The sequence below is a fragment of the Vibrio ostreicida genome, from assembly GCF_013074385.2.
Lineage (GTDB): Bacteria > Pseudomonadota > Gammaproteobacteria > Enterobacterales > Vibrionaceae > Vibrio > Vibrio ostreicida.
The window spans coordinates 163,525-189,726 of the sequence record NZ_JABEYA020000008.1 but is presented as its reverse complement, the minus strand read 5'-3'; the positions used below and the strand labels follow the sequence as shown (position 1 = coordinate 189,726).

Genomic DNA, 26,202 nt, shown 5'->3' with positions numbered 1-26,202 from the left:
ATGTTCAAAGTAAACATTTAAAAAGCACGGTTAAAGACCACCGTCAATTTCCCTTGGTAATTAGCGACTACGACAGAATCGCTTGGTAATTAAGATACGACAAAGTCGTTTGGTGTTCACAGTCTAATTTGTACTAGCTCAGACTTGATCTGACAGTTACCCGCTTTTCTATCGGTGACTGTCAGTTTAGATTTGAGCTAAATTCTTTTCTGCCCAAATCGATTTTCCATCAAGCAATGTTTCAAGTGGTGTTCTACCACAGCACATTTTTCCCTGATGAGTTCGGTCATTGAGTAAGTTTCAGCGACGATGGCAAGTTTGGTTTGAGCAGACCACTGCTCTGATGAAGTGTTACTATTTGGCACTGCGGCTCCAGAACGTCTGAGTTGCTGCCGCCAATGATACAGGGTTGCGGTGCTAATGCCTTCCTCTTTTGATAGCTGGCTCACTGACATTGAGTATGGAGGCAGTAGTTTCTTCAGTATGGCTTCTTTTCTTTCTGCTGGAATACGAGACACAATTTACTCTTACCACCCCAAACTGGTTAAACTTTAACAGTGACAACTATCCTGCCAGAGGGGGGGGCTGATGAAGCTTGTAGTGGATACCCATACTTATGCCAGTGGGCATGCTTACAGGACTCTAATTGAAAACGTACGAATAGCAAAACAAAACGGCTTGGACATGTTGTGCACCACCGATCACACCGAATCCATGCCTGAAGCACCCCATTGTTGGTTTTTCTCCAACCAGCGTGTCTACCTCGTTTCTTAGAGGCTGTGGCGGTGATTCGAGGCGCTGAGTCGAATATTCTTAATGTTGAGGGTGAGGTTGACATTCATCTGTCATCAAACAAAAATATCGATTAGATTAGGCAATCGCCAGCTTCCATGAACCTGTTTTTCGTCCAGTTGACAAACATACGCACACTCAGGCGTTGCTTAATACGATTTGCAGCGGTCGAATTGATGCGTTGGGCCATTTAGGCAATCCAAATTTTGACTTTGATTTTGAATCTGTTTTAAGGTGTGCCCAACAACACAATGTCGCGATTGAACTGAACAATACGTCGCTTAAAGGGCACAGCCGAGTCGGTAGTGTTGAACGCTGTTATGAGATTGCGCGTATGGGGTAAGCGTTGGGCGTGTATTTCACAACGGGCAGTGATGCCATTTTTGCCATGATGTCGGTCATTTGAACGAGGTGGTAAGGTTGATTGACACGTTAGGTATTGAACCTCAGCGGATCATCACGCACTCTGTGAAGCAGTTTTTACAATTTTTGGCGTTACGTGGTCATCCTACTATCGACGCGTTCAGCCACATTATGCTTTGAAACACTTTTTCACTAAAGTGTACTCCATAATTTCAGTACACTTATTTTCTCTTACCTTTGGACTTTACACCATGATCAAAACCTTACTTCCTGCTGTGGCTCTGATGCTTTCAGTACAGACTTTTGCTGCAAGCTTTGACCTCAAGTCAACCATGAAACAAATGAAAATGGAATTTAATCAAGCTGCGCAGGCTACCGAAATCAGTGATATGCAGGAAGCGGTCACCCATCTTTCTGATTTAATCGAACAGGCTAAACGCGGTGACTATCCTCCAGAAAAGTGGGAGACCTATCTTGAAGGGTTTAACAAACTGTCGCTCGCGCTAGACACGGTCGAAAAGCAACTCGATGCGGGAGACCTGACGGCGGCGAAAGCGTCGCTAAGACAAGTCGATGAATTACGGATTGAATATCACGACAAACGCAACCCCAGTATTTGGAGTAAGCTGTTTGGTTAATCGGCATCCGACTGAGTGTCACTTTTGCCCTGAGCGTATAAAAAGGGCAGCAACAGTAACCCGATAACGGCCGAGCACGCTGAAATGGCGACAAAAAAGCCAGTCCAACCAAACTGATTGATGATCAAGGCTAAAGGGTAGCCAGCCAAGGCGGCCCCCATATAAGCAAACAAGCCCACAAATCCGGTTGCGGCGCCGGCTGAGTCTTTATGTGAGCACTCGGCTGCCGCCATACCAATCAGCATTTGTGGACCGAATACAAAGAAACCAATTGCAAAGAACCCGGCGGATTGGAAGATAAAGTGAGTGACCGGCATCAGCCACAATGCTGCCACAGACAGAAACACGCCGATGGCGAAAATCAGATTCATTGGGCCGCGATTGCCGCCAAACCATTTATCGGATCCCCAGCCTGCGACCAGTGACCCAATCAGTCCTCCGATTTCAAACAAAGACAACGCCCCATTGGCGGTGATGAGCGAGTAATCATGTTGCTCGGTGAGGTAAAGATTACCCCAGTCATTGATCGCGGTTCTGACGATGTAAACGAGGACATAACTGCATGCGAGTAACCAGATGTACTTATTGTTGAACACGTAGGTGCGAAGGATCTCCGTGGAGCTTAATCCTAACCCTTGCTTCTCCTGAGCGAGTTCTAGTGGGTCGTTTCTCCATTGTCCAATGGTTGGAAGACCCATGCTGGTGGGTTTATCTCTGAGTCTTAAACAAAGAAAGATCCCAATCACAATGGCGAGCAGACCAGGGACGATAAAACCTTCTCTCCAGCTGAAATTAAGCACCAGATACCCAACGAGCAGTGCAATTAAGGCACCGCCAACATTATGAGCGGTGTTCCACAGGGCCCAGCACCGGCCTCGTTCAGAGCGTGAATACCAAGTCGTGAGTAATTTGGAACACGAAGGCCAACCCCAGCCCTGAAACCATGCGTTAAGGACCCAAAGAGCAAAGAGGGCATAGAGCGAGCTCGACAGACCAAACAGAATATTAATGATGCCCGTTGCCAATAGACCTATTCCCATAAAATATCGTGGATTAGAACGGTCTGAAATGATGCCCGACACAAATTTTGATACACCGTAGGTCAGATAAAAAAAGGTGCCCATCAGGCCAATATCACTTTTGTCCAGTCCGAGGTCTGCGATAAGGGAAGGCGTCGCATAGTTAAACGTTTTACGAGTGAAATAGAAACCGGCATAGCCCAAGTACATGCCCAACATAATATGGAGACGCCAGTATTGGTAGCGTGCCCGAATATCGTGACGAGAGGGAGACATCATCTCGGACATAAATCGTCACTCATATTTCCAGGTAATTGGACGTGGATTGTGGTGCCAGACTGATTACACTCCTTATTTTGGACACTGGATAGAGAAAATTGACCTCCCAATGCTTGGACCCTTTCCCTCATCCCTTTTAGCCCCAGACCCTGTTTTGGTTTATCCGTTTGAAAACCAATACCATCATCAATAATAGTCAAACGAATCAGGTGGCCAGTGTGAAGGTCAAGTCTCACCGTTTTGGCTTGTGCGTACTTATGTATGTTGTTGAGGGCTTCCTGACAGATTCGATATAAGGTGGTCCTCGTTGTGTCGTTGAGGTTGGCGGTATTTTCACCACCAAGATTCAAGGTAACCTGAATCCCCTGCTGAGTGAATTCCATATCTCGGACCAATTGGGTTAATGCTTCATGTAAATCGAGTTCGTCGAGCGCTATCGGTCTGAGCCGAGTCAGAAGGCCTTTGGTTGTATCATAGACATTCAGGGATAAAGATTCGATGGTGGTGGCACATTGAGCGCTGAGATCTGGGTTTGTGACTCGTTTAATGATGTTGGCCTGAGTGCGAATGGCGGTGATATTTTGGCCAATTTCGTCGTGGAGCTCTCTTGCGACCTCGTGCCGTACCGTTTCCTCCGCGGTCACTAATTGACGCGCCAAATGTTGATTTCGGCTCAACTCGTGACGCAACTGTTGATTGAGATCTCTTTGCCTTTGGACCGCAACACCTAACAAAATACCCGTTAAAGTTTGTGCGGTAATCGAGAGCAGCAGGTCGGTAACTTCAAGGCCCGACACGCCACTTCTTGCCGCAATCAAAGCAATACTGTTGACCAAGGTTCCTAGTATAGCGCCTTGCCACCCGTAACGAAAAGCAAGAAAAATGATCGGTATGGCAAGACAAAAAGGCGCGAATCGTCGCAACTCATCCGGTAACGTGAGCTGCAATACAAAGCTGGTGGAAAACAACAGTGTTAATACCATCAACGGTTTACATTTAATGACTAAGGCGGGGTTGATCATGGATGAAGTCAACGGCTGCCAAGTGTTTTCAAACAAATAGTTCCATATCAGATAGCAAGTAGGCACCAACATCAGCCCGCCTGTGAGACTGATCAGCCACACAAAACTCAACGACGTGATTGTATCGCCAACGCAGGCTAAGTTAAGCACTGATAAACTCAGCACAGTGGCGGCCTGCACCCATAATCTTTGCGCCTGAGTGCCGTGATAGTATCGGCACGCAAAAGCAGTGAGTGGAATACTGGCAACACTGGCGAGCCACACATCAAACCACGGCGGTTGATCAAGCAATAGAGCGAGGGCAAAGGTCAACATCCACTCGGCGCCATAAATCGCCGGCCAATGTTTTATCGGGGTATGCAAGGTAACGCCGAGACGCAAGGCGAAAGGGAAAAAGAGAACCGCCAGTTTGGCATCATTGACAAAGTAAAATGAGATGACCCACAAGCAAAACCAGCCGCACAGGATCATTAACCAAGTGCAGGCCGCATTGGCGAGATAACGTCGCATCAGAACGGTAACGCCTGATTAAACAGTTTGGCCAATTCGACATTGTTTTTGACCGCGAGCTTATCCATGGCATTGGCTCTATGAACATGGACGGTTTTTGGACTTAAACCTAACTGACAGGCGACGACTTTGACTTCCAGCCCCGTTGCAATCAATTCACACACTTGCTTTTCCCGCTTGGTCAACAGGTGGAGGGGCGCGTTTTCTTTCTTTGGACTGGTCAGTTTGAGAGCAATATCAGGGGTGAGATAACACCCGCCTTGAGCGGCGGTACGCACTGCTTGGATTAGCTCTTCGGGACTGCAGCGCTTAGTTAGGTAGCCGAGTGCCCCAGCCTCCAACGCTTTTTCCACCATCGCCGGAGAATCGTGAACGCTGAGCATAATACAGGCAAGGCCGGAGGGCAGGCTGTCAAGCAAGGCAAAGCCACTGACATCGGGCATGGAAATATCACAAATACACACGTCGGCCTGATGCGTTAACAGCCCTTTTTTCGCGTCCTCGACACTGCCGTATTGGCCGACGACGTTAATATCACTTTCAAGACTGAGCAACTGGGTAAATCCAGAGCGTACGATGACGTGGTCGTCAACAATCGCAACCTTAATCATGATGGATCCCCCACAAGAAACAATTCTATTGCTTAGTTTAACAACGAGCCACCAGAGAATGGAACAAAAAAGCGCTGTCTTTATCTGAGGTTCAGGTAACCCATTGATAACAGACAGCGCAAAGGGGGGTAGGGTTACGCGGCAGTCTTAAGGCGGGCCTTTTTCTCTTTGCGAATTTTTTGTTCTTCAGCGATAGCAACGAAAGCCAGCAAAACAATGCAGATGGTGGCCGAGGTATCGAGCGCGGCAAAAGTGCCTTGCCAACCAGTTAGACCAAAGATTGGCGTCCCATCGGCGATCATCCCCAGCCCGAGTTTGGCAAAGCTGTCGCCAATCAGGTAAGCAAAGGTCCCTTTCACACCATCGGCAACACTGATGGCTTTTTTCGGGACAAAGCCCACCGCTGCGACACCGATCAGCAACTGAGGGCCAAAGACGAGAAAGCCAAGTGCAAACAACGACGCCAAATACATAAATTCACTGGTCGCGTGCTGATAGAACTCGAGAGAGACAATGATCAGAGCGAGAGAAAAGCAGGCAACAAGGGCACGGCGACCATTGGCCAAATCGGACAAGTATCCCCACATCAAGGTGCCGACCAGAGCACCAACTTCAAAGAGGGTAAAGCCTGAAATCGCGGTTTCCTTTGACAAACCAAGTTCTTGGTAGGCGTAGACGGTCGACCACTGATCGATACCAATCCGTACGATATATAAAAAGATATTGGCGAAACACAGCAGCCATATCACTTTGTTTTTTAACACGTATTTGACGAAGATTTCCTTTTTGGTCATCTGATGTTCTTCTGCAGCGCTATCCTCTTCGCTGATTTCTTCATCAAATAACTCCTCGACCTTACCAAGGCCATAAGACTCAGGAGAGTCACTACCAAAACGCATACCAATGAAGCCAACCACGATCGCAATCACACAAGGGAAGATAAACATACCCACAACATGGCCATCGAATAAGACATTCGCGCCGAACAGCGCCACCCCAGCGGCCCCAGCGCCACCGACATTATGGGATAAATTCCATAACCCTAGGTAGGTTCCTCGTTTATTGCGCGGTGTCCATTTTGTAATGGTTGAGTAGCTTGATGGCCCACCTGTACTTTGGAAAAAACCGCTCAGGGCGTAAAAGCCAATCATCAGAAATAAACTAATGCTACCGCCACCCATGCTGAAACTGAATCCCAGCATGGCCAGACCGGACAGAATCAGCATAAAGGGCAGAAATTGCTTGGTATTTTTGCCATCGGCGTAGTAGGAAACGACGGTTTTACCTATGCCGTAAGTGACGGAAAAACCAAGGCCGATCAGACCCAGTTCGGTCATTGAGAGACCGTAGGTCGAGATCATGTCATTCTGGGCAATATTGAAGTTTTTGCGGATCAGGTACATGGTCATGTAGCCAATGAACACCACCAGATAGGACTGGAGAAATGGCTTAAACCACATTTTACGGCGAACCTCGACAGGGAGGTTGAGGGTCGGTTTGCGAACTTGTTCTAGAAATTTCAACATGGTGAATCCTTAGAGCTCGGCTTGATGTTAAAAGCAAAGCAAATAATACATTCTGGCGATGTGTCAGCTCAGAGTGACCTATCTTTGATGGCGCTAAGTGTATGTTCAGGTCAGGCGCATGGCTTGAGAGAGGGGCCTAGTCGAGCTAAGAATATTTCCTAGATTTGGTGAGCTAATGAGTGTTTCGTGAATAATGTCACAGATGATGCAAAGATCTGGGGGCTGGCCGATTGTGATTCTTGTAAAAAAAGGTGATGATATTGTTTCTACTTTGCTGCGTTTGATATGGCTAAGTTTCGGTTGGCAGACGATTGCCATCGTGGTCCGCTCACTCGTTTATGTTCAAGCCCGATACTGAGAACCTCCTCCTTGTCCCGTTCCACCTTTAATTGCTTGATGTTGTGTGCCAGTATGGTGAGCTGGCTGCTGGTAAGTCTAATGCCAGTGATCAACGCATATGGCGCCAACGCGGGTGTTTGGGCGACGCTATGTACGTTGAATGGTTTCGAGCTGGTCCAAATCGAGGAGGGGACACCCAATCCCAGTCATAGTAAACCCTGCCCCTTTGCTCATTATTCTTCTTTTCATCAGGATGGCTTTCTCACCCCCGTTGTCTTGACCTTATGTTCCTTTGCCCCAGTTGATAGTTACGCTTTTTTGGCGTTAAACACTCGCTATCAATGGGCCATCGTCCGCGCGCCTCCTCGATTGAGTCTTGGATAGATCATTCTAAGATTGTCAGGCGTTTGTCTGGCTATTAAAGCAATATTTAGCAAAGGTACGCTTATGTTTAACACCCGATAGTTGGGGTGGGTATCTTTGCTGCGCGTAATCAATAAGGAAGCAAAATGTTGGGCGACCAAACACGGACGTCACCACAAGACCTAGCAGGTCTTCATCGTGACAAAGACACCCAAAAAGCACGTTATTTTATGGTATGGCGATGGCATTTCTATGCCGGCCTTTATGTGATTCCCTTTATGTTGATGTTGAGTCTCACCGGTTTAGTGATGCTGTTTGATCAAGAGATTGAACACATTCGCTATCAGGAGGTGCTGGTCATTACGCCAGCTCAGCAATCCGTTCCAGTGTCCCAACAATTACATCAAGTTGAGGCGGCGTATCCATTGGCACAGGTGACGCAGTACTTGCCCGCGACATCACCCGAAATAGCCAACAAGTTCAGTGTCAAATTGGCATCAGGACAGTCGGTGTTTGTCACCGTAAACCCATACACTGGGGAGGTGTTAGGCCAAATTAACCGAAGCCACAGTTGGTATCAATGGGCCAATCAGATTCATGGTACATTACTGCTGGGATCATGGGGTGATCATTTCATTGAGATCTCTGCTAGTTTGACGATATTACTGCTGGTGAGCGGGCTTTTTCTATGGTTGCCAAGAGATAAGGCAAGCCGAGCCGGTTTTTTGAGGGTGCGCTTTGCATCCGGCAGACGGATTATGATGCGTGATCTGCATGCTAACTTGGGGGGCTGTTTGTCACTCGTGATGTTGTTTTTTGTCATTTCTGGTTTAGCTTGGACAGGCGTTTGGGGTAGCCAGCTGGTGCAGGCATGGAATACTTTTCCCACTTATTACACCTGGGGTGAAAAACCAGAGTCGGTCGTGACACATGCAAGCCTCAATACGGGCAGCGAAGAGACCATACCGTGGAATCTTGAACAAGCGGCGATGCCGCAATCTCAAGTCCATGTTCACGGTGGTGCTGAGCAAACCAGTGTGACTCATTCCCCCTATAAAGCGAACCAGCAGGTTGGTATCGATCGTATTGTCGGACAAGCTCACCAGCTTGGTTTTGACCGATATACCCTGTATTTACCTCAGTCTGAAAGCGGGGTATACACCTTGGCGGCGAATTCAATGGCCGGTCAGGTGACCGACCCTCGATTGGATAGGACGACCCACCTTGATCAGTATACCGGAGAGGCAGTGCTTGAGGTTACTTGGCAAGACTATACGAGGCTTGCCCAGCTGATGGCGGCAGGAGTGTCTTTGCATCAGGGGGATTTGAGTTTATTGAACAAGATAGCGAATACCCTGTTTTGCCTTGCGTTTATCGCGATTTCATTGCTTGGTTTACTGATGTGGTGGATTCGCCGTCCATCGGGTAAAACGCGCATGGGGATCCCGCCGCGATTTGCTCAGGATGGGCTGTGGAAGGTGGGAGTGGGGACGCTATTAGTGATTGCGCTGTGTTTTCCGCTGGCGGCAGCCGCGATCGTAGTATTTGGCGCGGTTGATTGGTGGGTGTTTAGACATAAGGAATAACTCCGGTTACCGGGCTGACCGAGGTCAGCCCAGTATAGAGATTGGCGTTATGTTACGCGCCATTCGATCATCTCGCCTGCCCGTATCGGCACCACTATGTCGTGACCAAATGGCATCGTCTCGGCAACAGGCCAAGCGTGTTTGATTAGTGTGACCGTGTCTTCATTTCTCGCTAGACCATAAAAGTCGGGACCGTTGTGGCTGGCAAAAGCTTCAAGCTTGTCCAGTTTACCCACGTTATCAAACACCTCGGCATACAACTCCAGAGCGGCGTGCGCGGTGTATGAGCCAGCGCAACCACAGGCGGCTTCTTTCATCCCTTTAGCGTGAGGCGCGGAGTCTGTGCCTAGGAAAAACTTCTTGCTACCGCTGGTGGCCGCTTCAATCAACGCTTGTTGATGAGAATTACGTTTGAGGATAGGTAAACAATAAAAGTGAGGCTTTATCCCACCGACCAGCATGTGGTTACGATTGTAGAGTAAATGATGGGCGGTGATTGTTGCTGCTACGTTGTCGTTGGCGTTGCGAACAAACTGCACCGCTTCACTGGTTGTGATATGTTCGAGCACAATCTTAAGATTAGGGAAGTCCTCGACGATGGGGGCTAAGACTGAGTCGAGGAACACTTTTTCACGATCGAAGATGTCGACATCGTGTTGGGTGATTTCGCCATGAACCAGCAGGAGCATCCCGACCTCTTGCATGGTTTTCAGGACCGGATAAATATTTTTGGCACAAGTCACCCCGGAATCCGAGTTGGTGGTCGCCCCCGCTGGATAGAGCTTCGCAGCGACGACTGCGCCTGATGCTTTGGCCTGTCGAATCTGTTGTGGGGTTGTGTTGTCGGTCAGGTAAAGTGCCATCAACGGTTCAAATGACGGGTTGGGCTGCTGAGCCATGATGCGATCACGGTAAGCGAGTGCCATCTCGGTATCGGTTACTGGTGGAACAGTATTGGGCATGATAAGCGCGCGGCCATTGTAGCGACTAATATCGCGGACGGTATCTTTAAGAACCTCACCATCACGAAGATGAACGTGCCAGTCGTCAGGACGAGTGATCGTCAGTGTTGTCATTGTGCTCCCACCATAATTTGAGTTGTCTGATTGGAGCCTAAGCGAAGCGAAAATTGTGAAGGCAAACGCTTACGCTTAGGCGACAGGATGATAGAGCAAAGTGGGAAGCAATGCATCTCCTTTTTGTCTAAAACAAGGGAGATGACCAGAACCACGATGATTTGGGCCACTGCTTTTTACCTCAACCGATACAGCACAGCCTTCCGCCTTAGCAGTGTCGGTCTAGAGTAGGATTTTGTGTTCTGATGGGAGGCTTTGTTGAACATTCGTGGGTCAAGTCAGGTATAATCCAAGCAAAACCATTTATGCTCAGGGAAAATAATGTCACCACCCATTCTCTCTCAAATCAATGTTTATCCGGTTAAATCCATCGGTGGGATTGCTCAGTCATCGTCTTGGGTTGAAAAACAGGGCCTGATGTTTGATCGGCGCTTTATGCTAGCGATGTCAGACGGTGCTATGGTGACGGCGCGTAAGCACCCGCATATGGTTCAGGTCCAGTCGAGCCTGACGCCCGACGGGTTGATCTTTGTTGCCAAGGGCAAAACACCGTTGCGTCTGAGATACGCGGAATTCAAGATGCAGCCATCGCCCGCACAGGTCTGGAAAGATAACTTTGAAGCCTACACGACGACTGATGAAGCAGACGACTGGTTCAGTGAATTATTGGCGCAGCGTGTGGAGTTGTTGTTTTGTGGTGAACAATCGAACCGCGTGCGCCAAAAAGTCGGAGGAAACGTCAGTTTCGCCGATGGCTACCCGATGTTATTGATTGGTGAGGGATCATTGAACGAGCTTAACCGGCGCAGTCCTGAACGGCACTCTATGGATCAGTTTCGTGCCAACCTTGTTGTTGCAACCGAGCAACCTTTTGAAGAAGACAGCTGGAAACGCATTCGCATCGGTGAGGTAGAGTTTGAGGCCGTCAAACCTTGCGAACGTTGCATTCTTACCACGGTTGATGTGTCGACAGGTGAGTTTCGTGCGAGTAAGGAGCCGCTCAATACTCTCTCGCAGTTTCGCGCTAATGATCGTGGTGGGGTCTTTTTCGGTCAAAATCTTGTCGCAAAAAATGAGGGTCTGATCAGGCAGGGTGATCCCCTTGAGGTGCTTGAATTTAAGCAAAAAGAATCGTATCCCGACCGATCCCCTAAGCGTTTTGATCTGACGTGTGTTGAGCGAGAGCAAATTGCTCGTGATTTTGTCACGTTTTGGTTTGAACCTGAGCTCAGTGAAACACCTCGCTACCAACCCGGTCAGCATCTCCCCATCTCCGTTGAGATCCAAGGGCAGCGATTTACTCGTCGTTATACATTATCCTCAAGCCCATCTCGCCCAGATCGTCTGGCCATATCGGTAAAACGTATCGAGGGTGGCAGGATCTCGCATTGGCTTCATGATCATTTGAATGTCGGTGATGTGGTGACGTGTGAAGCGCCTCAAGGGGATTTTCATTTAGGCGATCGTTCGAAAAAGTCGATTCTATTGTTGTCTGCGGGCAGTGGGGTGACTCCTATGCTTTCAATGCTTAGGTATCTTAGCGATCACGACCAAGTGGACGATGTGGTCTTTTATCACCAGTGTCGTAGTGTAGAAGACATACCCTGCCAGCAGGAGCTTGATAACTTCAAACGTCAGCATCCACGCCTACGTGTTCTGATTGCCTTATCGCAACCGCCAATCGACTGGTTCGGTTTAAAAGGGCGTTTTTCCTATGCGCATCTGAAGCAAGTTGAAAATGTCGAGCAGCGTCAGGTGTTTGTCTGCGGCCCTGACGGTTTTATGCAGCAAGCGAAAGACTTATTGATCAGACAGGGCCTGCCGGAGAGTCGCTATCATCAAGAAGCGTTTGGGGTAGCTAAAATCAGTCAACCAGAATTTCAATCACTTCAGATAAGCGTCAATGGCCAAGTCTTTTCGGGCAACAACCAAAGTCCGTTGCTTGATCAAGCCGAGGATGCCGGCATCGCCATTGCTCACAGTTGCCGTGCGGGGTTGTGCGGTGCTTGTAAGGTTACACTTGAATCTGGCAAGGTAAACCAGCCCGATGTCCCTGGCTTACAGGATCATGAGCGTCATCTCGGCGTAGTACTGGCCTGTTGTTGCGTGCCCGAGACGGATCTGGACGTGGTTAACTGATGCGCTGTGCCCTCTGAACGGGTTAAGGGCAGAGGGCTTAGCTTACTTGACCACCTGAACCAGTGTGTCATGATCTTTGGCGTAAGACTCAATGCTTTTTGGCGGTTTTCTGTCGGTAATGATCAAATCAACATCGGCAACGGTGCCGAGCTTAACCATTGCATTTCTGCCAAATTTGCTGTGATCGACGCCCAGCAGGACCGAGCGACTGTTTTCAATGATTTCCCGTTTGACCCGCACCTCATGGTAGTCGAAATCTAACAGTGAGCCGTCATAGTCGACACCAGAAATCCCTAATATCCCAAAATCGAGCCGAAATTGAGAGATGAAGTCCAAGGTCGCTTCTCCCGTGACGCCGCCGTCTTTACCGCGTACTTCACCTCCAGCCAGAATCACTTTAAAGTCGGGTTTCGACATCAGGATGGTCGCCACATTAATATTGTTGGTGACAATACGAAGATTTTGGTGACGGCTAAGTAACGCTTTAGCGACGGCTTCAGGCGTTGTACCAATATCGATAAACAAGGTTGCGCCATCTGGGATGTGTTTAACCAATTCTAGTGCGATCTGCCCCTTTTCCTTTTGATAGGAGATCTGGCGTGCCTGATAAGAAGAGTTTTCAGAGCTAGAGGGAATGGTGGCGCCCCCATGGCTGCGACGAATCTTGTCTTCATCGGCGAGTTCATTGAGATCTCGACGAATGGTTTGAGGGCTGACATTAAAACGCTCGACTAACTCATCGGTACTCACAAAGCCCTGAGTCTGAACCAGTTCGATAATTTCTTGGTGACGCTTGATGGCTTTCACTCACAAAGTCCTCGTCTGTATGGAGAGCTCAATTTTACGGTTTGCTGAGGGCAAAGCAATGGTTTATGCGTGAAAGCGCTGGTTATGCTTGAGTTTTAAGAAAGCCTTCACAATAACTTAGGCTTTGAATCAGTGGCTTGAGAGGGCTGAATTGTTGAGCGGAGGTGGTTTACTGAGAGCCTGAACGGTGCGCGATGCGTGTCCTGCCATCGTCTCACGACAGTAGCCGAGTTGTGATTGAGTCTGTATATTAATAGGTATCGATAAAAAGACACTGCGACAGGACGTCTTCATTGAGAAAGTCTGCCAAGCACCTACATCCGTCACTGCCGATTGAACACGCACCATCGGACGTGTTTATGAACTTTGACGCGTTTTTGCCCAATACAGAGACGCGTGTTCACAGCCATCCGTGGGGACAGGTCCAGTTAATCAGTGGTGGAATTTTGGAGATGGAAGCGCAAGGCACCCGCTTTTTAGCGCCTCCACATCTTGCGATTTGGGTCCCCGCCGGTGTCGAGCATACCAGTTACAATCGCAAGCCTCTGTCTTATTGCTCACTCAATATTGCTCCAGCACTCACTCAGGGGTTCCCTGAAGGGACGAGCTTACTCAAAATTACGGCCATCACGGCGGCTATTATCGCAGATTTTCGTCACAGAAAGATTGATGTCGCGGTGTCGAAACAAGACCAACGGCTTATTCAGGTCCTGCTTGACCAATTGGCCATACCGGATGCACAACCTCATTTTTTGCCCTTCACAAACCATAAATATTTGGCTGGGATCCTAACGGCGATTGAGGAAAACCCGCTTGATAATACCAGTCTTGGCGAATGGTCGGCGAGAGTTCATACCACCGAGCGTACGCTCGCGAGGTATTGTCAGGCTGAATTGGGCATGAGTTTTACTGAGTGGCGTTTGAGAGTCAGATATCTGCATGCACTAGATCTGTTGCGTGGTGGGCTATCGGTGAAACAAGTGGCTTTGACCTTGGGTTATCGACAAGCCAGCCCATTTATCACCATGTTCAAAAAGTACGCCGGCCGGACACCGGAGCACTTCAAAAACACCCACCTATAACTGAGTGATCACGAAATCGAGCCCGCCGCAAATGGCAGCCACCTGAGCCAGATTGCATTCCTGCTCGGTCACGGTTGGGCTATCGGGGTAAACTTCTGTGGTGGTAGTGTAGGTGCAGTTCGTTATGCCGCCACATAAACCAAGTTCCGCCATAGGGTAGTTAATCACCCCATCTTGAACCACGGTAGAGCCGATAATTTCTCCCTGCTTGTCAGCGGGCGCTATATGGGTGACCGAACGTACGGCGTTGATCACTGCAGCTTGAAACTGTGGCTGTGGGTTCTCGCTATTGCCGACGGTGTAGAAACCATCAGGGATCTCTCCGGGCTGGAAAGCCATACCGTCACGGGCGGCCAACGCGGGGCGAAACTCACTTTCATCGCTATCGGTTGTCTCATGCAGATCAATATGGACCAGTATCTGCTGGCCGATGGAGGCAACCAAGGCCATTAGGTTGGCAGACTCCTGACTGGGGCTGTTGGCATAAAACGATCGGTTAGGGTCGATGGCGAGAGGGTTCCAGCGATTAATGGTTTCATAGCCCCAAGGGCTGACACAAGGCGCCACAACCAGATTAAAGTGGTCACTATAGTGGGCCATTTTTGTGGCGGCGAACGCCAGCGCGCCATGAACGCCACTGGTCTCATAACCATGAACCCCACCTGTGATGAGCACGATAGGCTTGCGTTTATCCCATGATGGGCTTTTGATGCACCACAGCGGGTAATGTGCTGGCGGATAGCTGAGTTCGCCATATTGCTCGACATCAAATCGAGACGTTAAGGCCATAATCTCAGTGATGACCTCGTGTTGATAATCTCGCTTTTTGGTGTTCATTTGCCACCATGCTTGTCGTTCCGCACTTTGCCATGGTTGACCCGTGGTGCCGATAGAGTAAGGAGGGGAAACAGGCATCAACTTGTCCTTGTATAGAATGGATGAGTCACAGCATAAGTGTCTGGCGAAGTCGAATCAATCCCCATCTCTGTGATCAATTGGGCATCTTGGTCACTGGGCTGACCGTGACACAAATTCAGTTTAAGTCTTGGCTGACTGGTGTTACATTTGGTTACATTGTGACAGTGTCTATGAGTGAAAAAAGATGGCCGGTGCAAGTTTATTAACCTTGTTGGATGATATCGCGACCGTGTTAGATGACGTCGCTTTGATGTCCAAAGTGGCGGCGAAAAAAACCGCAGGGGTGTTAGGGGATGATCTGGCGCTCAATGCTCAGCAGGTCTCCGGTGTGGCGGCGGAGCGTGAACTGCCAGTTGTCTGGAGTGTGGCCAAAGGGTCATTTCGTAATAAATGTCTTTTGGTGCCAGCCGCTTTGCTGATCAGTTCGTTCATTCCTTGGCTTATCATGCCTCTATTACTGATTGGTGGGCTTTTTTTGTGTTTTGAAGGTGCAGAAAAGTTGGTTGAACGATGCCTTCATCCGACGCCAGAGGCGCAAGAGGATCAGGATTTACCGTCTGGCTCCATTGAAGAGTACGAACGGATTAAGGTGGCTGGGGCGATCCGAACCGATTTTATTCTTTCAGCTGAAATTATTGTGATAGCGCTGGGTACGGTTCAAGGGCATTCTCTGATGACTCAGGTGATCGTTGTGAGTCTTATTGCGGTGCTGATGACTATCGGTGTGTATGGTTTGGTGGCTGGCATTGTCAAATTGGATGATCTTGGTTTTTACCTTAACCGCATCTCTGGTGGTCGAGGTGTCCGTGCCAAACTTGGCCAAGGGTTGATTGTGTTTGCGCCAAAATTGATGAAATTTCTCACCGTAGTAGGAACCGCGGCGATGTTTCTGGTCGGGGGTGGGATCATTGTGCACAATGTGTCGATGCTTCATCACTGGGTGACGTTGTTAACTGATCATTTTATCCATTTAAGCCTGATTTCGGTATTGATGCCGACGATGATCCATGGTGCGATAGGGGTGATATCGGGTTTATTGACAGTGATGGTCTGGGGCGTCTTGTCCAAGCTACGCCAGCGCCTTTCACCGATGACTTAAGGTCATTTTAGTGATTTGGCAATATCTTCGATTGCTTCCACCAACAGCTCGCTGGTTTGGGCGCCTGAGATCAGATGCTTACGTTCGATGATGATAGCCGGCACGGCATTGATTCCTGTTTCCAACCATTGGCGCTCCGTTGATGCGACGGTCTCTTCCCAACTGACGTTGTCCAAAACCGCTTGGCAGGTTTGCCTGTCGAGGTCGAAAGATTCAGCGATATCGAGTAAGACGTCTGGGTCGCTGACGTCTTGCCCATCGGTAAAATAAGCGCGAAATAACGCCAGTTCAAGCGGCAGCTTTAAGTTTTGGCTTTGAGCCCAAAGCAAAAGCTGGTGCGCTTTGCGCGTATTATAGATTTTGGTTTCATCTCTGAAGTTAAACTCAAATCCGAGCTCTTTGCCCATATCGATGAGGGTTTGACGCGCTAAGATGCTGGCTTCGCCGGAAACGCCATATTTTTCAGCCAAATGTTCCCTGAGATTTTCCCCTTGGCCTGACATGGCGGGGTTAAGCTCAAAGGGGTGCCAGTGAATTTGGACATTTACCCTATCGGAAAGTGCTTCTAAAGCATTTTCTAAGTGTTTGTACCCGATAATACACCAAGGGCAAACAACGTCAGATACAATATCGATACGTACCGTTTTCATGATTTTTAGCCTTATGTGCCGGAATGGCACTCTATGGCAGAGAATGGACCAGATTCACCTTGAGTTCAAATTCTCTGTCGGACAAAGGTTGGATTGTATCCGCCGTCAACGACCAACAAAATTGCACGTTTTTATTGCCGTAGCGATCTACGGTAACCAGGGTTTTAGACGGTTGGATAAATGAATTAAATCGAATTTCTGGTCAGTACGTTTGAGGCTGCGACGCTCAACAATATGGGGATAATGACGAAAAATGTTCCTATTAATCCATGGCTAATAGTTCGAAAAAGAAGGCCGAGGTTGCGTGTTTGATATTAATGTAATCTCCTTTCTAATACGGAAACTATCGTCTAATATTTAAATCACTCAGTTTGTGTCAGGAAGTGTATTATGAATGCGTTACAAAAATTCCCAACGAAAATGCTGGTATTTATTGCTCTTGGTGTGATCGTGTTGGGATTTACCTCTGTCGCGTTACTGGCTAGTCAATCCAACAAAAATGTCACAATAAATCAAGAACAAGTAAGTAAGACTTATGGAATTAAAGACTCGATAAACTCTCTTTTGGAACAGATTCTAAATATAGAAACGGGGTTTCGGGGCTATATGTTAACCCAATCCCAAGATGCATTGATGCCCTATAATATCGGAATTAGAAATGTCAGTAATGATTTTAAAGGGCTCTATGATGTCTTCGCGAAAAACCCGACCAATGAACAGTCTCAGAGGTTGAGAAAAATTAATACTCTCTATTCTGAATGGCTCAAGGTTGAAATCGATAAAGGTATCGCGCTCAGAGCGTCGGCAAGTAACGATGAAGTGGTGCGTTTCATCAAGCAAGACAGAAGAAAGTACGTTGATGACATGCGGTTGATTTTTAACGAGATTTTGTCCGCAGAGGAAGATTTTCTTCAGTCCCGCTATCAGTCACTGAAGTCATCGTTAGCGGCGTCGGTGAGAAATGTCATTTTACTTTCGATTGTGAGTTGTATTATCACTGGACTTTTCTTAATGGTGATCAATAGCCTACTTGCGAAAAATATCAGCGAAATGTCGATGGCGATTAAGCAACTGGCCAATGGGGTCTTGAAGCCTGTCATGCTTGAACCATCCAAAAATGAGTTTTCTAAGATCAAAGAGACGTACAATCAATCGATTGAACAGCTGTCTAAGCTTATCCATGAATTAACCCAATCTTCAGATAATACCAGCTCGTCATCGGCAGAGCTTAAAACATTGATGAAGACCACAGCGGATAATACACAAGAAGCTTTGGCACGCGTTGAAGGGATTTCAACGGCAATAAGCCAGTTGTCGAGTACGTCAAAAGAAGTCTCGTCGAATGCGGTTCAGGCCGAAGACGAAACCAAGAAAGCAATTGATAATGTTCAGCAGGGCAACAAAGCCTTGGATAAATCGATCATTTTAACCCAAAGTATCAATGATTCTGTTCAGGAAACGGCGGGAATGATTGAAGAGTTGAAGAACAGCGCCGTCAACATTGGTGAAGTCACTAATGTGATCAGCTCTATTTCTGAACAAACCAATTTACTGGCATTGAACGCCGCGATAGAAGCCGCGCGGGCTGGGGACCAAGGACGGGGATTTGCTGTGGTCGCAGACGAGGTACGTAATCTAGCCGGTAAGACTCAAGAATCGACACAGAACATTCAGGAAATCATCTCTAAACTCCAAGCTCAGTCTGAGAAAGCGAATGACAATATGATTGCCAATGTGGCATCGATTCGAGAATCAGTAGAGTTGTCGGACAATGTCAAAGCGTCGTTTGATGATATTTCTAATTCTGTTCAAGTGATTTCGGGGATCAACACCTTAGTTGCGACAGCCTCTCAGGAACAATACAGTGTGACCGAAGAGATTGCACAAAGCACAACCACCATGTTTGATTTAGTCAATGAAAATGTTGGCGCGGTGGATCAGACTCAGCAAGCGGCCGACGAACTGGCCTCATTAGCGGAGAAGCAAAATCAAGAACTGTCTTTCTTTAAAGTCAGTTAACCATCAGTGATGGCGCGCCGATGAGTTCAATACGGTGCGCCTGCTGCTTACCTGCCTAACACCGTTTTTTCTATTTGGGTGTATAAGCGTTCATTGTTATCAAACAAGTCGGCAATAACTTGCTTTTTTTTGACACCGGATTGCAAGCGTTTATGGGCTTCACGAAAGGTCAACGCCAATTGAAGATCTGCGGGCATCGAGCTGTCACAATGGGGAGACCATAGATTGATTAACTGAGTGAGGCGGCTTTCTTTTAATTGGGGCTTGAGTGTTGTGAGCTCGGTTTGTACGACAGCCAACAGGCGCTGTTGAGCTTGAGTATCATGGTCAGTCATTTTTAAACGATTCAACAAAGCATGGCACAGTTCATTGAGTCTCACGTAACCACCTTGCTTGGGCAATGTCAGGCGAACGCGACAGGATACCTCAATTTTCTGAACACTGGTTTGTGGAAAGTAGGTCACCGAGCATAAAGCGTCAATCGGAATCCAGACAGCTTGGTTTGGCTCAACCGCATATTCTGATTTCCCGAACCTCACGAGTGCCAGACCTTTCTCTACGCGGAAAAGCTGATGCTTAAGGCTTCGTTTGCGAGGTGTTATCGTCAGGTATTGAAACTCGTGGTGGTGATGCGAGATAGCGTAATGCATGCAATGGGTCGTCTGTTTGGTAGCCAAAGGCCGATAAGATAAACGTTTATTTTGGAAAAAGCCAACTTGGCTCCCAGAGTCGAGAGTAAATCTGGTCTGACCTGACTTGTTCTGAGATAAGTATAGCTGTGATTATGCTGGAGTCAGCGTAGAATGTCGCAGATTTTTATCATAAGTATTGAGAAATGACTTCGAAAACTGACCCTTTTGTTGAAATTCGTCCTTATAGCGACGAAGAAATACCGGCGGCGATCAACCGCTTGATTCACGATGAAGAATTTATTAGTGCTATTCTTCAACATAGATTTGAAAATCATGCCAAATGGTTTAAAGCGATCATGTCCCCAATGGTCAAAGTCTATTTGAAAATGAAATGGGCCAAGCTCGACTCTGTTGAAGCGATTCAGTTGGAAGTGAAAAAGTACCTTGAAAAAACCCTCAATACGACCACTCAAGGGGTGACGTATTCTGGCTTAGATAAGCTCGACAAAACAACGTCTTACTTATTTGTTTCAAATCACAGAGATATTGCAATGGACCCGGCACTGGTTAATTATGGCTTGCATCAAAGCGAGCATAAAACTGTGCGTATTGCGATTGGCGATAATCTGCTTAAAAAGCCCTGCGCAACCGAGTTAATGAAGCTCAACAAAAGTTTTATTGTGAAACGCTCCTCTAAAGGTCCGCGTGAAATGATGAAATCTCTGGGTATTTTGTCGGGATACATCAAACATTCACTTGATACGGGCAACTCTATTTGGATTGCTCAAAGAGAAGGGCGTGCCAAAGACGGCAATGATTTTACCGACCCAGCGATTTTGAAAATGTTTCATGTTGAGGGTCGTAAGCAAAAGCTCACGTTTTCGGACTACATACAGTCGTTGAGAATTGTGCCAGTGTCAATTTCCTATGAAAATGATCCGTGCGATTCGGCTAAGGCACTGGAACTGTATGAAAAAGCCACTCATGGTCGCTACGACAAGAGCGAGTTTGAAGATATTGACAGCATTGTTCAGGGCATCATTGGCAATAAAGGGCGAGTTCATGTGGCGTTTGGCGATGTTATCAAAGACAGTTTTGAAACGCCTGAAGCCTTAGCTGAGGAACTGGATCGCCAGATCCATCATCACTACAAGCTTTTCCCTATTAATCAACTGGCGGCGGGCAATCAAGACGTCAGTCAGCAGGTCAAAGATGTGCTCTCTGATAAATTGGATAACCTGCCATTGGAAGCGCGGCCTTACCTGATAGACAGTTATGCTAATCCGGTAAAAAACCAAGCTTAAATGCGGTTAGCACAAGGAGATGCTCGGGGCATCGTTTCCCTTTTTCATCGATGTTTAAGGGGCGACCGCTCCGCCCAAATCCAGCGTGGTCGGCCATTTCGATATACGATTACCACCAAGAAAAATATTCCCTTTGACGGTCATGGTATTGGGAAATTCAGTGAGTTTTGAACCCCCTATATACAAATCACCTTCGACAACAATACCTTCAGGCAACTGTTCCAAGGGGGTTCTTATCACACTTAAGTCGCCTTTCACTTTGAATCGTGGCGGCAACTTCGTTAGGGGAGTGTCGGTCAGGTTAAGGTAACCACCAAGTTTGATCCCCGCTGGCCAACGGACGATTTGTGAACCGAGTAAGTTGGCGAACCCCTTGATAGCGACGCCTTTCGATATTTTTTTTAGCTGGCTGTTAGAGGCATCCAAACTCCCTTGAATATCAATGCCCTGAGGGAGTGTTTTGATTTGGGTTTTGGCGATATTAAGATTGCCTTTGATGACCAAGCCTGCAGGCAGCTCCGTATAGGGCTTATTGCGCAAATCCAGATTCCCGTAGTTGTCAAGATGGTTAAGAATACGATAATGGCCTAAGGGCTCTGTGTACGCGGACATGGGTGACAAAGCCAGCACGGTCATGATCAGAAGTCGCTTCATATAAATGCCCAATTGATGGTTTACTGCCAGTATCAGTGATGGGGCCTGACTCGGTCAATATTGGCGTCAGAATAAAAAGAAAAAACGGACACTGGGTCCGTTTTTCTAGTTTAAAGGCTCAACGATCGCGCTTTTAGCTCAAAAATTAATTTTTCTGCGGTGACGTTGAACTCAAATTGGGCAGAGTGCTTAACATTGATGTCTTGCGCAGTGGTCACTTGATATTTGACCTCTGGGCAGATCTGCTTTGCAAGCGTCAGATAACGAGTTAACTCTTCGTCATATAGCTTGGTGTCGTTAGAAACAAGAGTGACGTGAGCGATCGTATCCCTTTCTTTTATGATGAGACCGATTTCTCCTGTGCAACCGCATGCCTCAGAAAGGTCAGTGTGCTGTGATTTTGTTTCCATGATCGATTCTCCTATAAAAACTGTGGTTATTTTATAGGGTTAGTCAATGAGGGTCTAGCACAATATCACGGCCAACAAATGAATATATAAGCATATGCTATATTATATCGTATAGAGTACCAATCATAATGAATTGATAAACCTGTCAAATAATGTGATGTCAGTCATGTTGTTGCTAATTACCCTGTATTCTACAAGTCAGGATAAGGCGCAGTCAGTTGTAAGCAGGGACATTTTATATGATTATCGTGAGCCAAATTATATAAATAAACGGTATTGCTTGCTGATTTTATAAATTACTACTGGGTGAAAACTTGTAAAAGTTATCTTACATAACATGATTATCCTCACATTTTTATGTGATTGATCATAGTGAGCGGGGCTTCCTTACACGAAAGCGGTGGTACTAAAAGATCTCAAACAGGCATCAATGTCGACATATTTGAGTTAGATGGATTTACAGAGAGAAGAACCTTAACATGCCAAAGCGTAGTAAAGAAGATACTGAAATTACAATTCAGAAGATTATGGACGCCGTCGTCGACCAACTATTACGACTGGGTTACGATAAAATGTCTTACACGACTTTAAGCCAGCAAACTGGTGTGTCGAGAACGGGCATTAGTCATCATTTCCCAAAGAAAACGGATTTTATTGGAGCGTTAGAAGGTCGCATCTTCAAAATGTTTGTTGAGCATTTGGATTTTGACAACAGCTTACAAGTGTTTTCAGACAGTTGGATGACGGCGCTGGATAACGCCGAGTTTCGTGCCATTCTGAAGTTATTGTTCCACCATGTTGTGTCGTCGAAAAGCACTCATGAATTTGCCGCTAATGGGATTGAACGTTTGTACAAGACCACGCAAGAGCAATACGGCGCCGATAGTGGTAAAGAACTGGAATGGTTGTTTGGTCGCTCATTGGTTCGCATGAGTCGGTAATCATTCAGCACCATTTGAAGAGTTAGAGCCTTCCCTGTGGAAGGCTTTTTTTACTTAATCCGCTTTTCGAGTTCCCGATGAGAGGCTGGGCTGATGCGTCATGCACTGCAAGGCTCGTCACTGAGAAGCAATTCGTTTACCTGCCCTTGCTGAAATTTTGAAAAAGCGCGCAGACAAGGCACGTCTTTGCCTGAATAACGTGCTTTAAAGCAGGAAATTTTCGACTATATTTCACCACTTTTTTTTGCCCTATAAATTGCCTTGAATCGATCCACCCCTCTGAATCGGCAAGAGATTTTAGATGTTCACAGTATTACGGTGAGTGTAACGCTCGGCCTTTTGCGGCGTGATATGGGCACCAGCGTCATGGATTACCTTGACGAGCATTATTTGTACCTCAATACTTTATGAGAATCTGACGTTTTTGATGCCTGTTGCAAGCCGATTTACGACTGGGATGTTGACGTAAGCAGGGTCGCCAAAACAAAGCCGAAATTTTGTACCCGTTAGACATCGATATCGTGTTTGGAGGAGAGAATGAATGACCATCCAACCAGTGTACTTGTTGTTGATGACAACGCTGAAAATCGTGTGTTATTGAGTGGCTTGTTGAAGCCGCATCACCAAGTATTGGTCGTTACTGGGGGTGTGCAGGCAATCAGTCTATGTCAGCAGGTGAAACCAGATATTGTCTTAATGGATGTCATGATTTCAGGCATGGACGGCTATGAAGTCTGTGAGCGCTTGATGTCTGATCCGAAAACGCAGGACATTCCAGTAATCTTAATGACATCTAATTCTCAGGTAGAGGACGAGCAGAAAGGGTTTGCCGCTGGTGCCGTTGACTTTATTCACAAACCAGTGAGTCCACCGATTCTGATTTCGCGAATCAATACCCACCTTAGGTTAAAAGGTGCGATGTATGAGTTAAGCCACCAGAATGATGTCCTCGAGAGTCGCGTGAAGGAGCGAACTCATGAGCTAGAAATGTTGCAGGATGCCACTATTGGGGCCATGGCATCGCTCGCTGAAACGAGAGATAACGAGACGGGCAACCATATTCGTCGTACACAACATTACATTAAGGCGTTGGCGCAGGAACTGGCGCGTAGCCCACATTACTCGGCTGATTTGACGCCGAGTGTTATCGACATATTGTATAAGTCTGCGCCTTTGCATGACATCGGCAAGGTGCGTATTCCAGACAGCGTATTGCTCAAGCCGGGCAAGCTGACAGATGACGAATTTGACCAGATGAAATGCCATACTCGTCTTGGACGAGAAGTGTTAATGAGAGTTGAAGAAACCCTAGACTTTACTAGTGATTTTCTTACTACGGCCAAAGATATTGTCTACAGTCATCAGGAGAAATGGGATGGTAGCGGGTACCCAGAGGGCTTATCGGGTACTGATATCCCGCTCAGTGCTCGTTTGATGGCGGTAGTCGATGTTTATGATGCGCTTATTTCTGAGCGTGTTTATAGGCCAGCATTCGCCCATGAACGCGCACGAGGCATAATTATTGATGGGGCTGGCAGTCATTTTGAACCCATGATTGTCGACGCTTTTTTACGAATTGAAAAGCAGTTCAAAGACATTGCGATGACGTATAAAGATTCTGGGTTTGACGTAGATACTTTTGAATTGAGAGCAAGCGATGACTAGCTTGCACTTTTTGGTGGTGGATTGTGTGTTTAACGAGTTGGTAGCGATTTCATGGGACGGAGTGGCACTTCGCGTTGTCCGAATAGATAGAAGCATTCGCGGGCTGTCAGGTCTGTTTACCTAACTATCTGTTATACTGATATTATTACTAACAAAACGGCAGAAGGTGTATGCATGTCTTTTCCTGTCCTTATTTGTGACGACTCTGCACTAGCGCGAAAGCAGATGGCCCGTTCTGTTCCTGCTTCTCTGAATGCAGACATTACTTTTGCTGTTCACGGCTTGGATGCTCTAGAACAATTGGAGCAAAATGAATTTAAGTTAATGTTCCTTGATTTAACCATGCCGGAACTGGACGGCTTTGGGACGTTGGAAGAAATCGGAAAACGCGGTATTGGTATTCCGGTGGTAGTGGTGTCCGGCGATATTCAACCCAAGGCCAAAGAACGAGTAATGGCACTCGGGGCAAAAGGTTTTATTCAAAAACCGATCGACAAAGACGCGCTTAATGCGGTACTCAAAGAGCTGGTTGAGCGTCCGACTCAGCCACAAATTATCACACCAGTGACGCTGGATTTACCCGTGCTGCGCCGCCGGGATATTTATATGGAAGTGGCCAATGTTTCAATCGGCCGTGCAGCGGACGCACTGGCGCGTCACTTTGATGTGTTTGTCCATTTACCTTTGCCGAATGTGAATATTTTTGAAGTCAGTGAGTTACACATGGCATTGCGTGATTTGGCCGACAATGATCAGGTCTCTGGAGTCTGTCAGGGATTCAGTGGTGAAGGGGTGGCAGGTGAAGCTCTGGTGCTTCTCAGTGACTCCAGCGTGTCGGATCTTAAAAAATTAATGAAGGTGCCGGCTGACAGTGAAGAGCTTGAGGAGCTTGAGCTGTTAATGGATGTGTCGAATATTTTGGTTGGCTCCTTTCTCAATGGGCTGGGAGAGCAATCTGAGGTGAGGTTCTTCCAAAGCTCGCCCGTGCTTTTAGGTCAACACATTTCGATTGATTCCATTGTTAAATCAACCACCGGCTCCTTTAAGAAAACCATGACATTTGAAGTCAGCTACAACATTGATCAGACCTCGATACGTTGTGATTTATTGTTTATGTTTGTTGACGAATCTCTGCCTTTGCTCGACGACAAGTTATCGTATTTAATGGAGGACTTCTGATGGTCAATCTTCCTGCTGAATTTGAGCAGTTCCATTGGATGGTGGACATGGTACAGAATGTTGATCTGGGCTTGATCGTGATCAATCGGGAGTACAAAGTTCAAGTCTGGAATGGTTTTATGACTCACCATAGCGGCGTTCAGGCCCATGACGCCATTGATAAAACCATTTTTGAACTGTTTGGTGAAATTCCTGAAGAGTGGTTTAAACTCAAAACCAAACCTGTCTATGACTTAGGGTGTCGGAGCTTTATTACCTGGCAGCAACGCCCTTACTTGTTTAAATGTCGTAATGTGCGTCCTGTGACGCAGCAAGCTGAATTTATGTACCAGAATATTACCCTCAACCCGATGCGAACGCCGACGGGAGAAATTCGCTCTTTGTTTTTGTCGATTCAGGACGCCACGTCAGAAGCTTTGGTCTATATCGATAATCACTAATGAGCTAACGACGATATCCATGATGAGTCATCGGGCAAAAGAGTGAAATGCTAAAAATGCGGGTACAAAAGGCCTGTTTGGCGACGCGTTGGCGAGGACTTATTTTGACATTGGGTGGGCGTGCATCGCATAAGGGTGA

Annotated in this window: 23 protein-coding genes and 1 pseudogene; 13 read left to right on the top strand and 11 right to left on the bottom strand. The window is 47.1% G+C overall.

All coding sequences use genetic code 11. The annotated features are described in order from the left end of the window. The first annotated feature begins 588 nt into the window (after positions 1-588). Positions 589-1,335 (top strand): annotated as a pseudogene (locus HLM86_RS13130) (phosphatase). 71 nt (positions 1,336-1,406) lie between these two features. Continuing rightward, complete coding sequence (locus HLM86_RS13125) at positions 1,407-1,793, top strand: cytochrome b562 (protein ID WP_217702180.1); 387 nt, start codon at positions 1,407-1,409, stop codon at positions 1,791-1,793. Here the strand turns inward: HLM86_RS13125 and HLM86_RS13120 are convergent. The 4 genes from HLM86_RS13120 to uhpT form a co-directional block, all read right to left on the bottom strand. Continuing rightward, a complete protein-coding gene (locus HLM86_RS13120; RefSeq protein ID WP_290313420.1) occupies positions 1,790-3,088 on the bottom strand; it encodes an MFS transporter in 1,299 nt (432 codons plus the stop codon). The two genes, HLM86_RS13125 and HLM86_RS13120, sit on opposite strands and share 4 nt — an antisense overlap. Further along, positions 3,088-4,623: a signal transduction histidine-protein kinase/phosphatase UhpB gene (gene uhpB / locus HLM86_RS13115; protein WP_076590591.1), complete on the bottom strand. Its 1,536-nt coding sequence runs from the start codon at positions 4,621-4,623 to the stop codon at positions 3,088-3,090. The genes HLM86_RS13120 and uhpB overlap by 1 nt, the downstream gene beginning before the upstream one ends. Continuing rightward, entirely contained in the window at positions 4,623-5,234 is a 612-nt protein-coding gene (gene uhpA / locus HLM86_RS13110; RefSeq protein WP_076590590.1) for a response regulator transcription factor UhpA, read from the bottom strand. Before uhpA ends, uhpB begins: the two co-directional genes overlap by 1 nt. A 134-nt stretch (positions 5,235-5,368) precedes the next feature. Next, positions 5,369-6,760, bottom strand: coding sequence for a hexose-6-phosphate:phosphate antiporter UhpT (uhpT, locus tag HLM86_RS13105; RefSeq protein WP_170883797.1), 1,392 nt, complete (start codon positions 6,758-6,760; stop codon positions 5,369-5,371). Between the two features lie 396 nt (positions 6,761-7,156). On the opposite strand from uhpT, the gene HLM86_RS13100 reads away from it, so the two are divergent. Both HLM86_RS13100 and HLM86_RS13095 read left to right on the top strand, forming a co-directional pair. Next, positions 7,157-7,483 (top strand): hypothetical protein, encoded by a 327-nt coding sequence (locus HLM86_RS13100; RefSeq protein ID WP_076590588.1) that lies wholly within the window; start codon positions 7,157-7,159, stop codon positions 7,481-7,483. Between the two features lie 125 nt (positions 7,484-7,608). After that, positions 7,609-9,048, top strand: a complete 1,440-nt coding sequence (locus tag HLM86_RS13095; RefSeq protein ID WP_076590587.1) for a PepSY-associated TM helix domain-containing protein — start codon at positions 7,609-7,611, stop codon at positions 9,046-9,048. 47 nt (positions 9,049-9,095) lie between these two features. Here HLM86_RS13095 and pyrC read toward each other — a convergent pair whose 3' ends face one another. Continuing rightward, on the bottom strand, positions 9,096-10,124 hold the full coding sequence (gene pyrC / locus HLM86_RS13090; RefSeq protein WP_076590586.1) for a dihydroorotase: 1,029 nt from the start codon (positions 10,122-10,124) through the stop codon (positions 9,096-9,098). A gap of 321 nt (positions 10,125-10,445) precedes the next feature. Here pyrC and HLM86_RS13085 point away from each other — a divergent pair, with 321 nt between their 5' ends. Further along, complete coding sequence (locus tag HLM86_RS13085; RefSeq protein ID WP_076590585.1) at positions 10,446-12,263, top strand: hybrid-cluster NAD(P)-dependent oxidoreductase; 1,818 nt, start codon at positions 10,446-10,448, stop codon at positions 12,261-12,263. Between the two features lie 42 nt (positions 12,264-12,305). On the opposite strand, the gene HLM86_RS13080 is transcribed toward HLM86_RS13085, so the two are convergent. Further along, on the bottom strand, positions 12,306-13,070 hold the full coding sequence (locus HLM86_RS13080) for a DeoR/GlpR family transcriptional regulator (protein ID WP_076590584.1): 765 nt from the start codon (positions 13,068-13,070) through the stop codon (positions 12,306-12,308). 293 nt (positions 13,071-13,363) lie between these two features. On the opposite strand from HLM86_RS13080, the gene HLM86_RS13075 reads away from it, so the two are divergent. Further along, complete coding sequence (locus HLM86_RS13075) at positions 13,364-14,152, top strand: AraC family transcriptional regulator (protein ID WP_076590583.1); 789 nt, start codon at positions 13,364-13,366, stop codon at positions 14,150-14,152. Here the strand turns inward: HLM86_RS13075 and HLM86_RS13070 are convergent. Next, the gene (locus HLM86_RS13070; RefSeq protein WP_170883796.1) at positions 14,147-15,067 is read right to left on the bottom strand and encodes a M14 family metallopeptidase; all 921 of its coding nucleotides are present in this window, start codon (positions 15,065-15,067) and stop codon (positions 14,147-14,149) included. The genes HLM86_RS13075 and HLM86_RS13070 overlap by 6 nt on opposite strands. A 187-nt stretch (positions 15,068-15,254) precedes the next feature. Between HLM86_RS13070 and HLM86_RS13065 the strand changes: the two genes are divergently transcribed. Then, a complete protein-coding gene (locus tag HLM86_RS13065; RefSeq protein WP_076590581.1) occupies positions 15,255-16,169 on the top strand; it encodes a DUF808 domain-containing protein in 915 nt (304 codons plus the stop codon). A gap of 2 nt (positions 16,170-16,171) precedes the next feature. Here the strand turns inward: HLM86_RS13065 and HLM86_RS13060 are convergent, their stop codons facing one another. Next, complete coding sequence (locus HLM86_RS13060) at positions 16,172-16,819, bottom strand: DsbA family oxidoreductase (RefSeq protein ID WP_170883795.1); 648 nt, start codon at positions 16,817-16,819, stop codon at positions 16,172-16,174. Positions 16,820-17,209: 390 nt separating this feature from the next. Between HLM86_RS13060 and HLM86_RS13055 the strand changes: the two genes are divergently transcribed. Further along, positions 17,210-18,838, top strand: a complete 1,629-nt coding sequence (locus HLM86_RS13055) for a methyl-accepting chemotaxis protein (protein ID WP_170883794.1) — start codon at positions 17,210-17,212, stop codon at positions 18,836-18,838. Positions 18,839-18,885: 47 nt separating this feature from the next. Here the strand turns inward: HLM86_RS13055 and HLM86_RS13050 are convergent, their stop codons facing one another. After that, positions 18,886-19,488, bottom strand: coding sequence for a cupin domain-containing protein (locus HLM86_RS13050; protein ID WP_170883793.1), 603 nt, complete (start codon positions 19,486-19,488; stop codon positions 18,886-18,888). A gap of 185 nt (positions 19,489-19,673) precedes the next feature. Between HLM86_RS13050 and HLM86_RS13045 the strand changes: the two genes are divergently transcribed. Continuing rightward, complete coding sequence (locus HLM86_RS13045; protein WP_170883792.1) at positions 19,674-20,774, top strand: 1-acyl-sn-glycerol-3-phosphate acyltransferase; 1,101 nt, start codon at positions 19,674-19,676, stop codon at positions 20,772-20,774. Positions 20,775-20,828: 54 nt separating this feature from the next. Here HLM86_RS13045 and HLM86_RS13040 read toward each other — a convergent pair whose 3' ends face one another. Next, positions 20,829-21,386, bottom strand: a complete 558-nt coding sequence (locus HLM86_RS13040) for a leucine-rich repeat domain-containing protein (RefSeq protein ID WP_390226260.1) — start codon at positions 21,384-21,386, stop codon at positions 20,829-20,831. Between the two features lie 152 nt (positions 21,387-21,538). Further along, positions 21,539-21,838: a DUF406 family protein gene (locus tag HLM86_RS13035; protein WP_170883791.1), complete on the bottom strand. Its 300-nt coding sequence runs from the start codon at positions 21,836-21,838 to the stop codon at positions 21,539-21,541. A 479-nt stretch (positions 21,839-22,317) separates the two neighbouring features. Here HLM86_RS13035 and HLM86_RS13030 point away from each other — a divergent pair, with 479 nt between their 5' ends. The 4 genes from HLM86_RS13030 (at position 22,318) to HLM86_RS13015 (ending at position 26,063) form a co-directional block, all read left to right on the top strand. Then, positions 22,318-22,779: a TetR family transcriptional regulator gene (locus HLM86_RS13030; protein WP_076590574.1), complete on the top strand. Its 462-nt coding sequence runs from the start codon at positions 22,318-22,320 to the stop codon at positions 22,777-22,779. 537 nt (positions 22,780-23,316) lie between these two features. After that, the gene (locus HLM86_RS13025) at positions 23,317-24,444 is read left to right on the top strand and encodes a response regulator (RefSeq protein WP_076590573.1); all 1,128 of its coding nucleotides are present in this window, start codon (positions 23,317-23,319) and stop codon (positions 24,442-24,444) included. 174 nt (positions 24,445-24,618) lie between these two features. Next, entirely contained in the window at positions 24,619-25,623 is a 1,005-nt protein-coding gene (locus HLM86_RS13020) for a response regulator (RefSeq protein ID WP_076590572.1), read from the top strand. Continuing rightward, complete coding sequence (locus tag HLM86_RS13015; RefSeq protein WP_076590571.1) at positions 25,623-26,063, top strand: hypothetical protein; 441 nt, start codon at positions 25,623-25,625, stop codon at positions 26,061-26,063. Before HLM86_RS13020 ends, HLM86_RS13015 begins: the two co-directional genes overlap by 1 nt. The last annotated feature ends 139 nt before the right edge of the window (positions 26,064-26,202 follow it).

Bases quoted from the DNA above. Each gene is read 5' to 3' on its own strand.
- HLM86_RS13025 (WP_076590573.1), top strand. From the start codon at position 23,317: ATGAATGACCATCCAACCAGTGTACTTGTTGTTGATGACAACGCTGAA.
- uhpB (WP_076590591.1), bottom strand. From the start codon at position 4,623: ATGCGACGTTATCTCGCCAATGCGGCCTGCACTTGGTTAATGATCCTG.
- HLM86_RS13035 (WP_170883791.1), bottom strand. From the start codon at position 21,838: ATGGAAACAAAATCACAGCACACTGACCTTTCTGAGGCATGCGGTTGC.
- HLM86_RS13055 (WP_170883794.1), top strand. From the start codon at position 17,210: ATGAATGCGTTACAAAAATTCCCAACGAAAATGCTGGTATTTATTGCT.
- HLM86_RS13095 (WP_076590587.1), top strand. From the start codon at position 7,609: ATGTTGGGCGACCAAACACGGACGTCACCACAAGACCTAGCAGGTCTT.
- HLM86_RS13065 (WP_076590581.1), top strand. From the start codon at position 15,255: ATGGCCGGTGCAAGTTTATTAACCTTGTTGGATGATATCGCGACCGTG.
- HLM86_RS13050 (WP_170883793.1), bottom strand. From the start codon at position 19,488: ATGCATTACGCTATCTCGCATCACCACCACGAGTTTCAATACCTGACG.
- HLM86_RS13015 (WP_076590571.1), top strand. From the start codon at position 25,623: ATGGTCAATCTTCCTGCTGAATTTGAGCAGTTCCATTGGATGGTGGAC.
- HLM86_RS13060 (WP_170883795.1), bottom strand. From the start codon at position 16,819: ATGAAAACGGTACGTATCGATATTGTATCTGACGTTGTTTGCCCTTGG.
- uhpT (WP_170883797.1), bottom strand. From the start codon at position 6,760: ATGTTGAAATTTCTAGAACAAGTTCGCAAACCGACCCTCAACCTCCCT.
- HLM86_RS13070 (WP_170883796.1), bottom strand. From the start codon at position 15,067: ATGCCTGTTTCCCCTCCTTACTCTATCGGCACCACGGGTCAACCATGG.
- HLM86_RS13125 (WP_217702180.1), top strand. From the start codon at position 1,407: ATGATCAAAACCTTACTTCCTGCTGTGGCTCTGATGCTTTCAGTACAG.
- pyrC (WP_076590586.1), bottom strand. From the start codon at position 10,124: ATGACAACACTGACGATCACTCGTCCTGACGACTGGCACGTTCATCTT.
- HLM86_RS13085 (WP_076590585.1), top strand. From the start codon at position 10,446: ATGTCACCACCCATTCTCTCTCAAATCAATGTTTATCCGGTTAAATCC.
- HLM86_RS13120 (WP_290313420.1), bottom strand. From the start codon at position 3,088: ATGTCTCCCTCTCGTCACGATATTCGGGCACGCTACCAATACTGGCGT.
- HLM86_RS13040 (WP_390226260.1), bottom strand. From the start codon at position 21,386: ATGTCCGCGTACACAGAGCCCTTAGGCCATTATCGTATTCTTAACCAT.
- uhpA (WP_076590590.1), bottom strand. From the start codon at position 5,234: ATGATTAAGGTTGCGATTGTTGACGACCACGTCATCGTACGCTCTGGA.
- HLM86_RS13030 (WP_076590574.1), top strand. From the start codon at position 22,318: ATGCCAAAGCGTAGTAAAGAAGATACTGAAATTACAATTCAGAAGATT.
- HLM86_RS13045 (WP_170883792.1), top strand. From the start codon at position 19,674: ATGACTTCGAAAACTGACCCTTTTGTTGAAATTCGTCCTTATAGCGAC.
- HLM86_RS13100 (WP_076590588.1), top strand. From the start codon at position 7,157: ATGTTGTGTGCCAGTATGGTGAGCTGGCTGCTGGTAAGTCTAATGCCA.
- HLM86_RS13020 (WP_076590572.1), top strand. From the start codon at position 24,619: ATGTCTTTTCCTGTCCTTATTTGTGACGACTCTGCACTAGCGCGAAAG.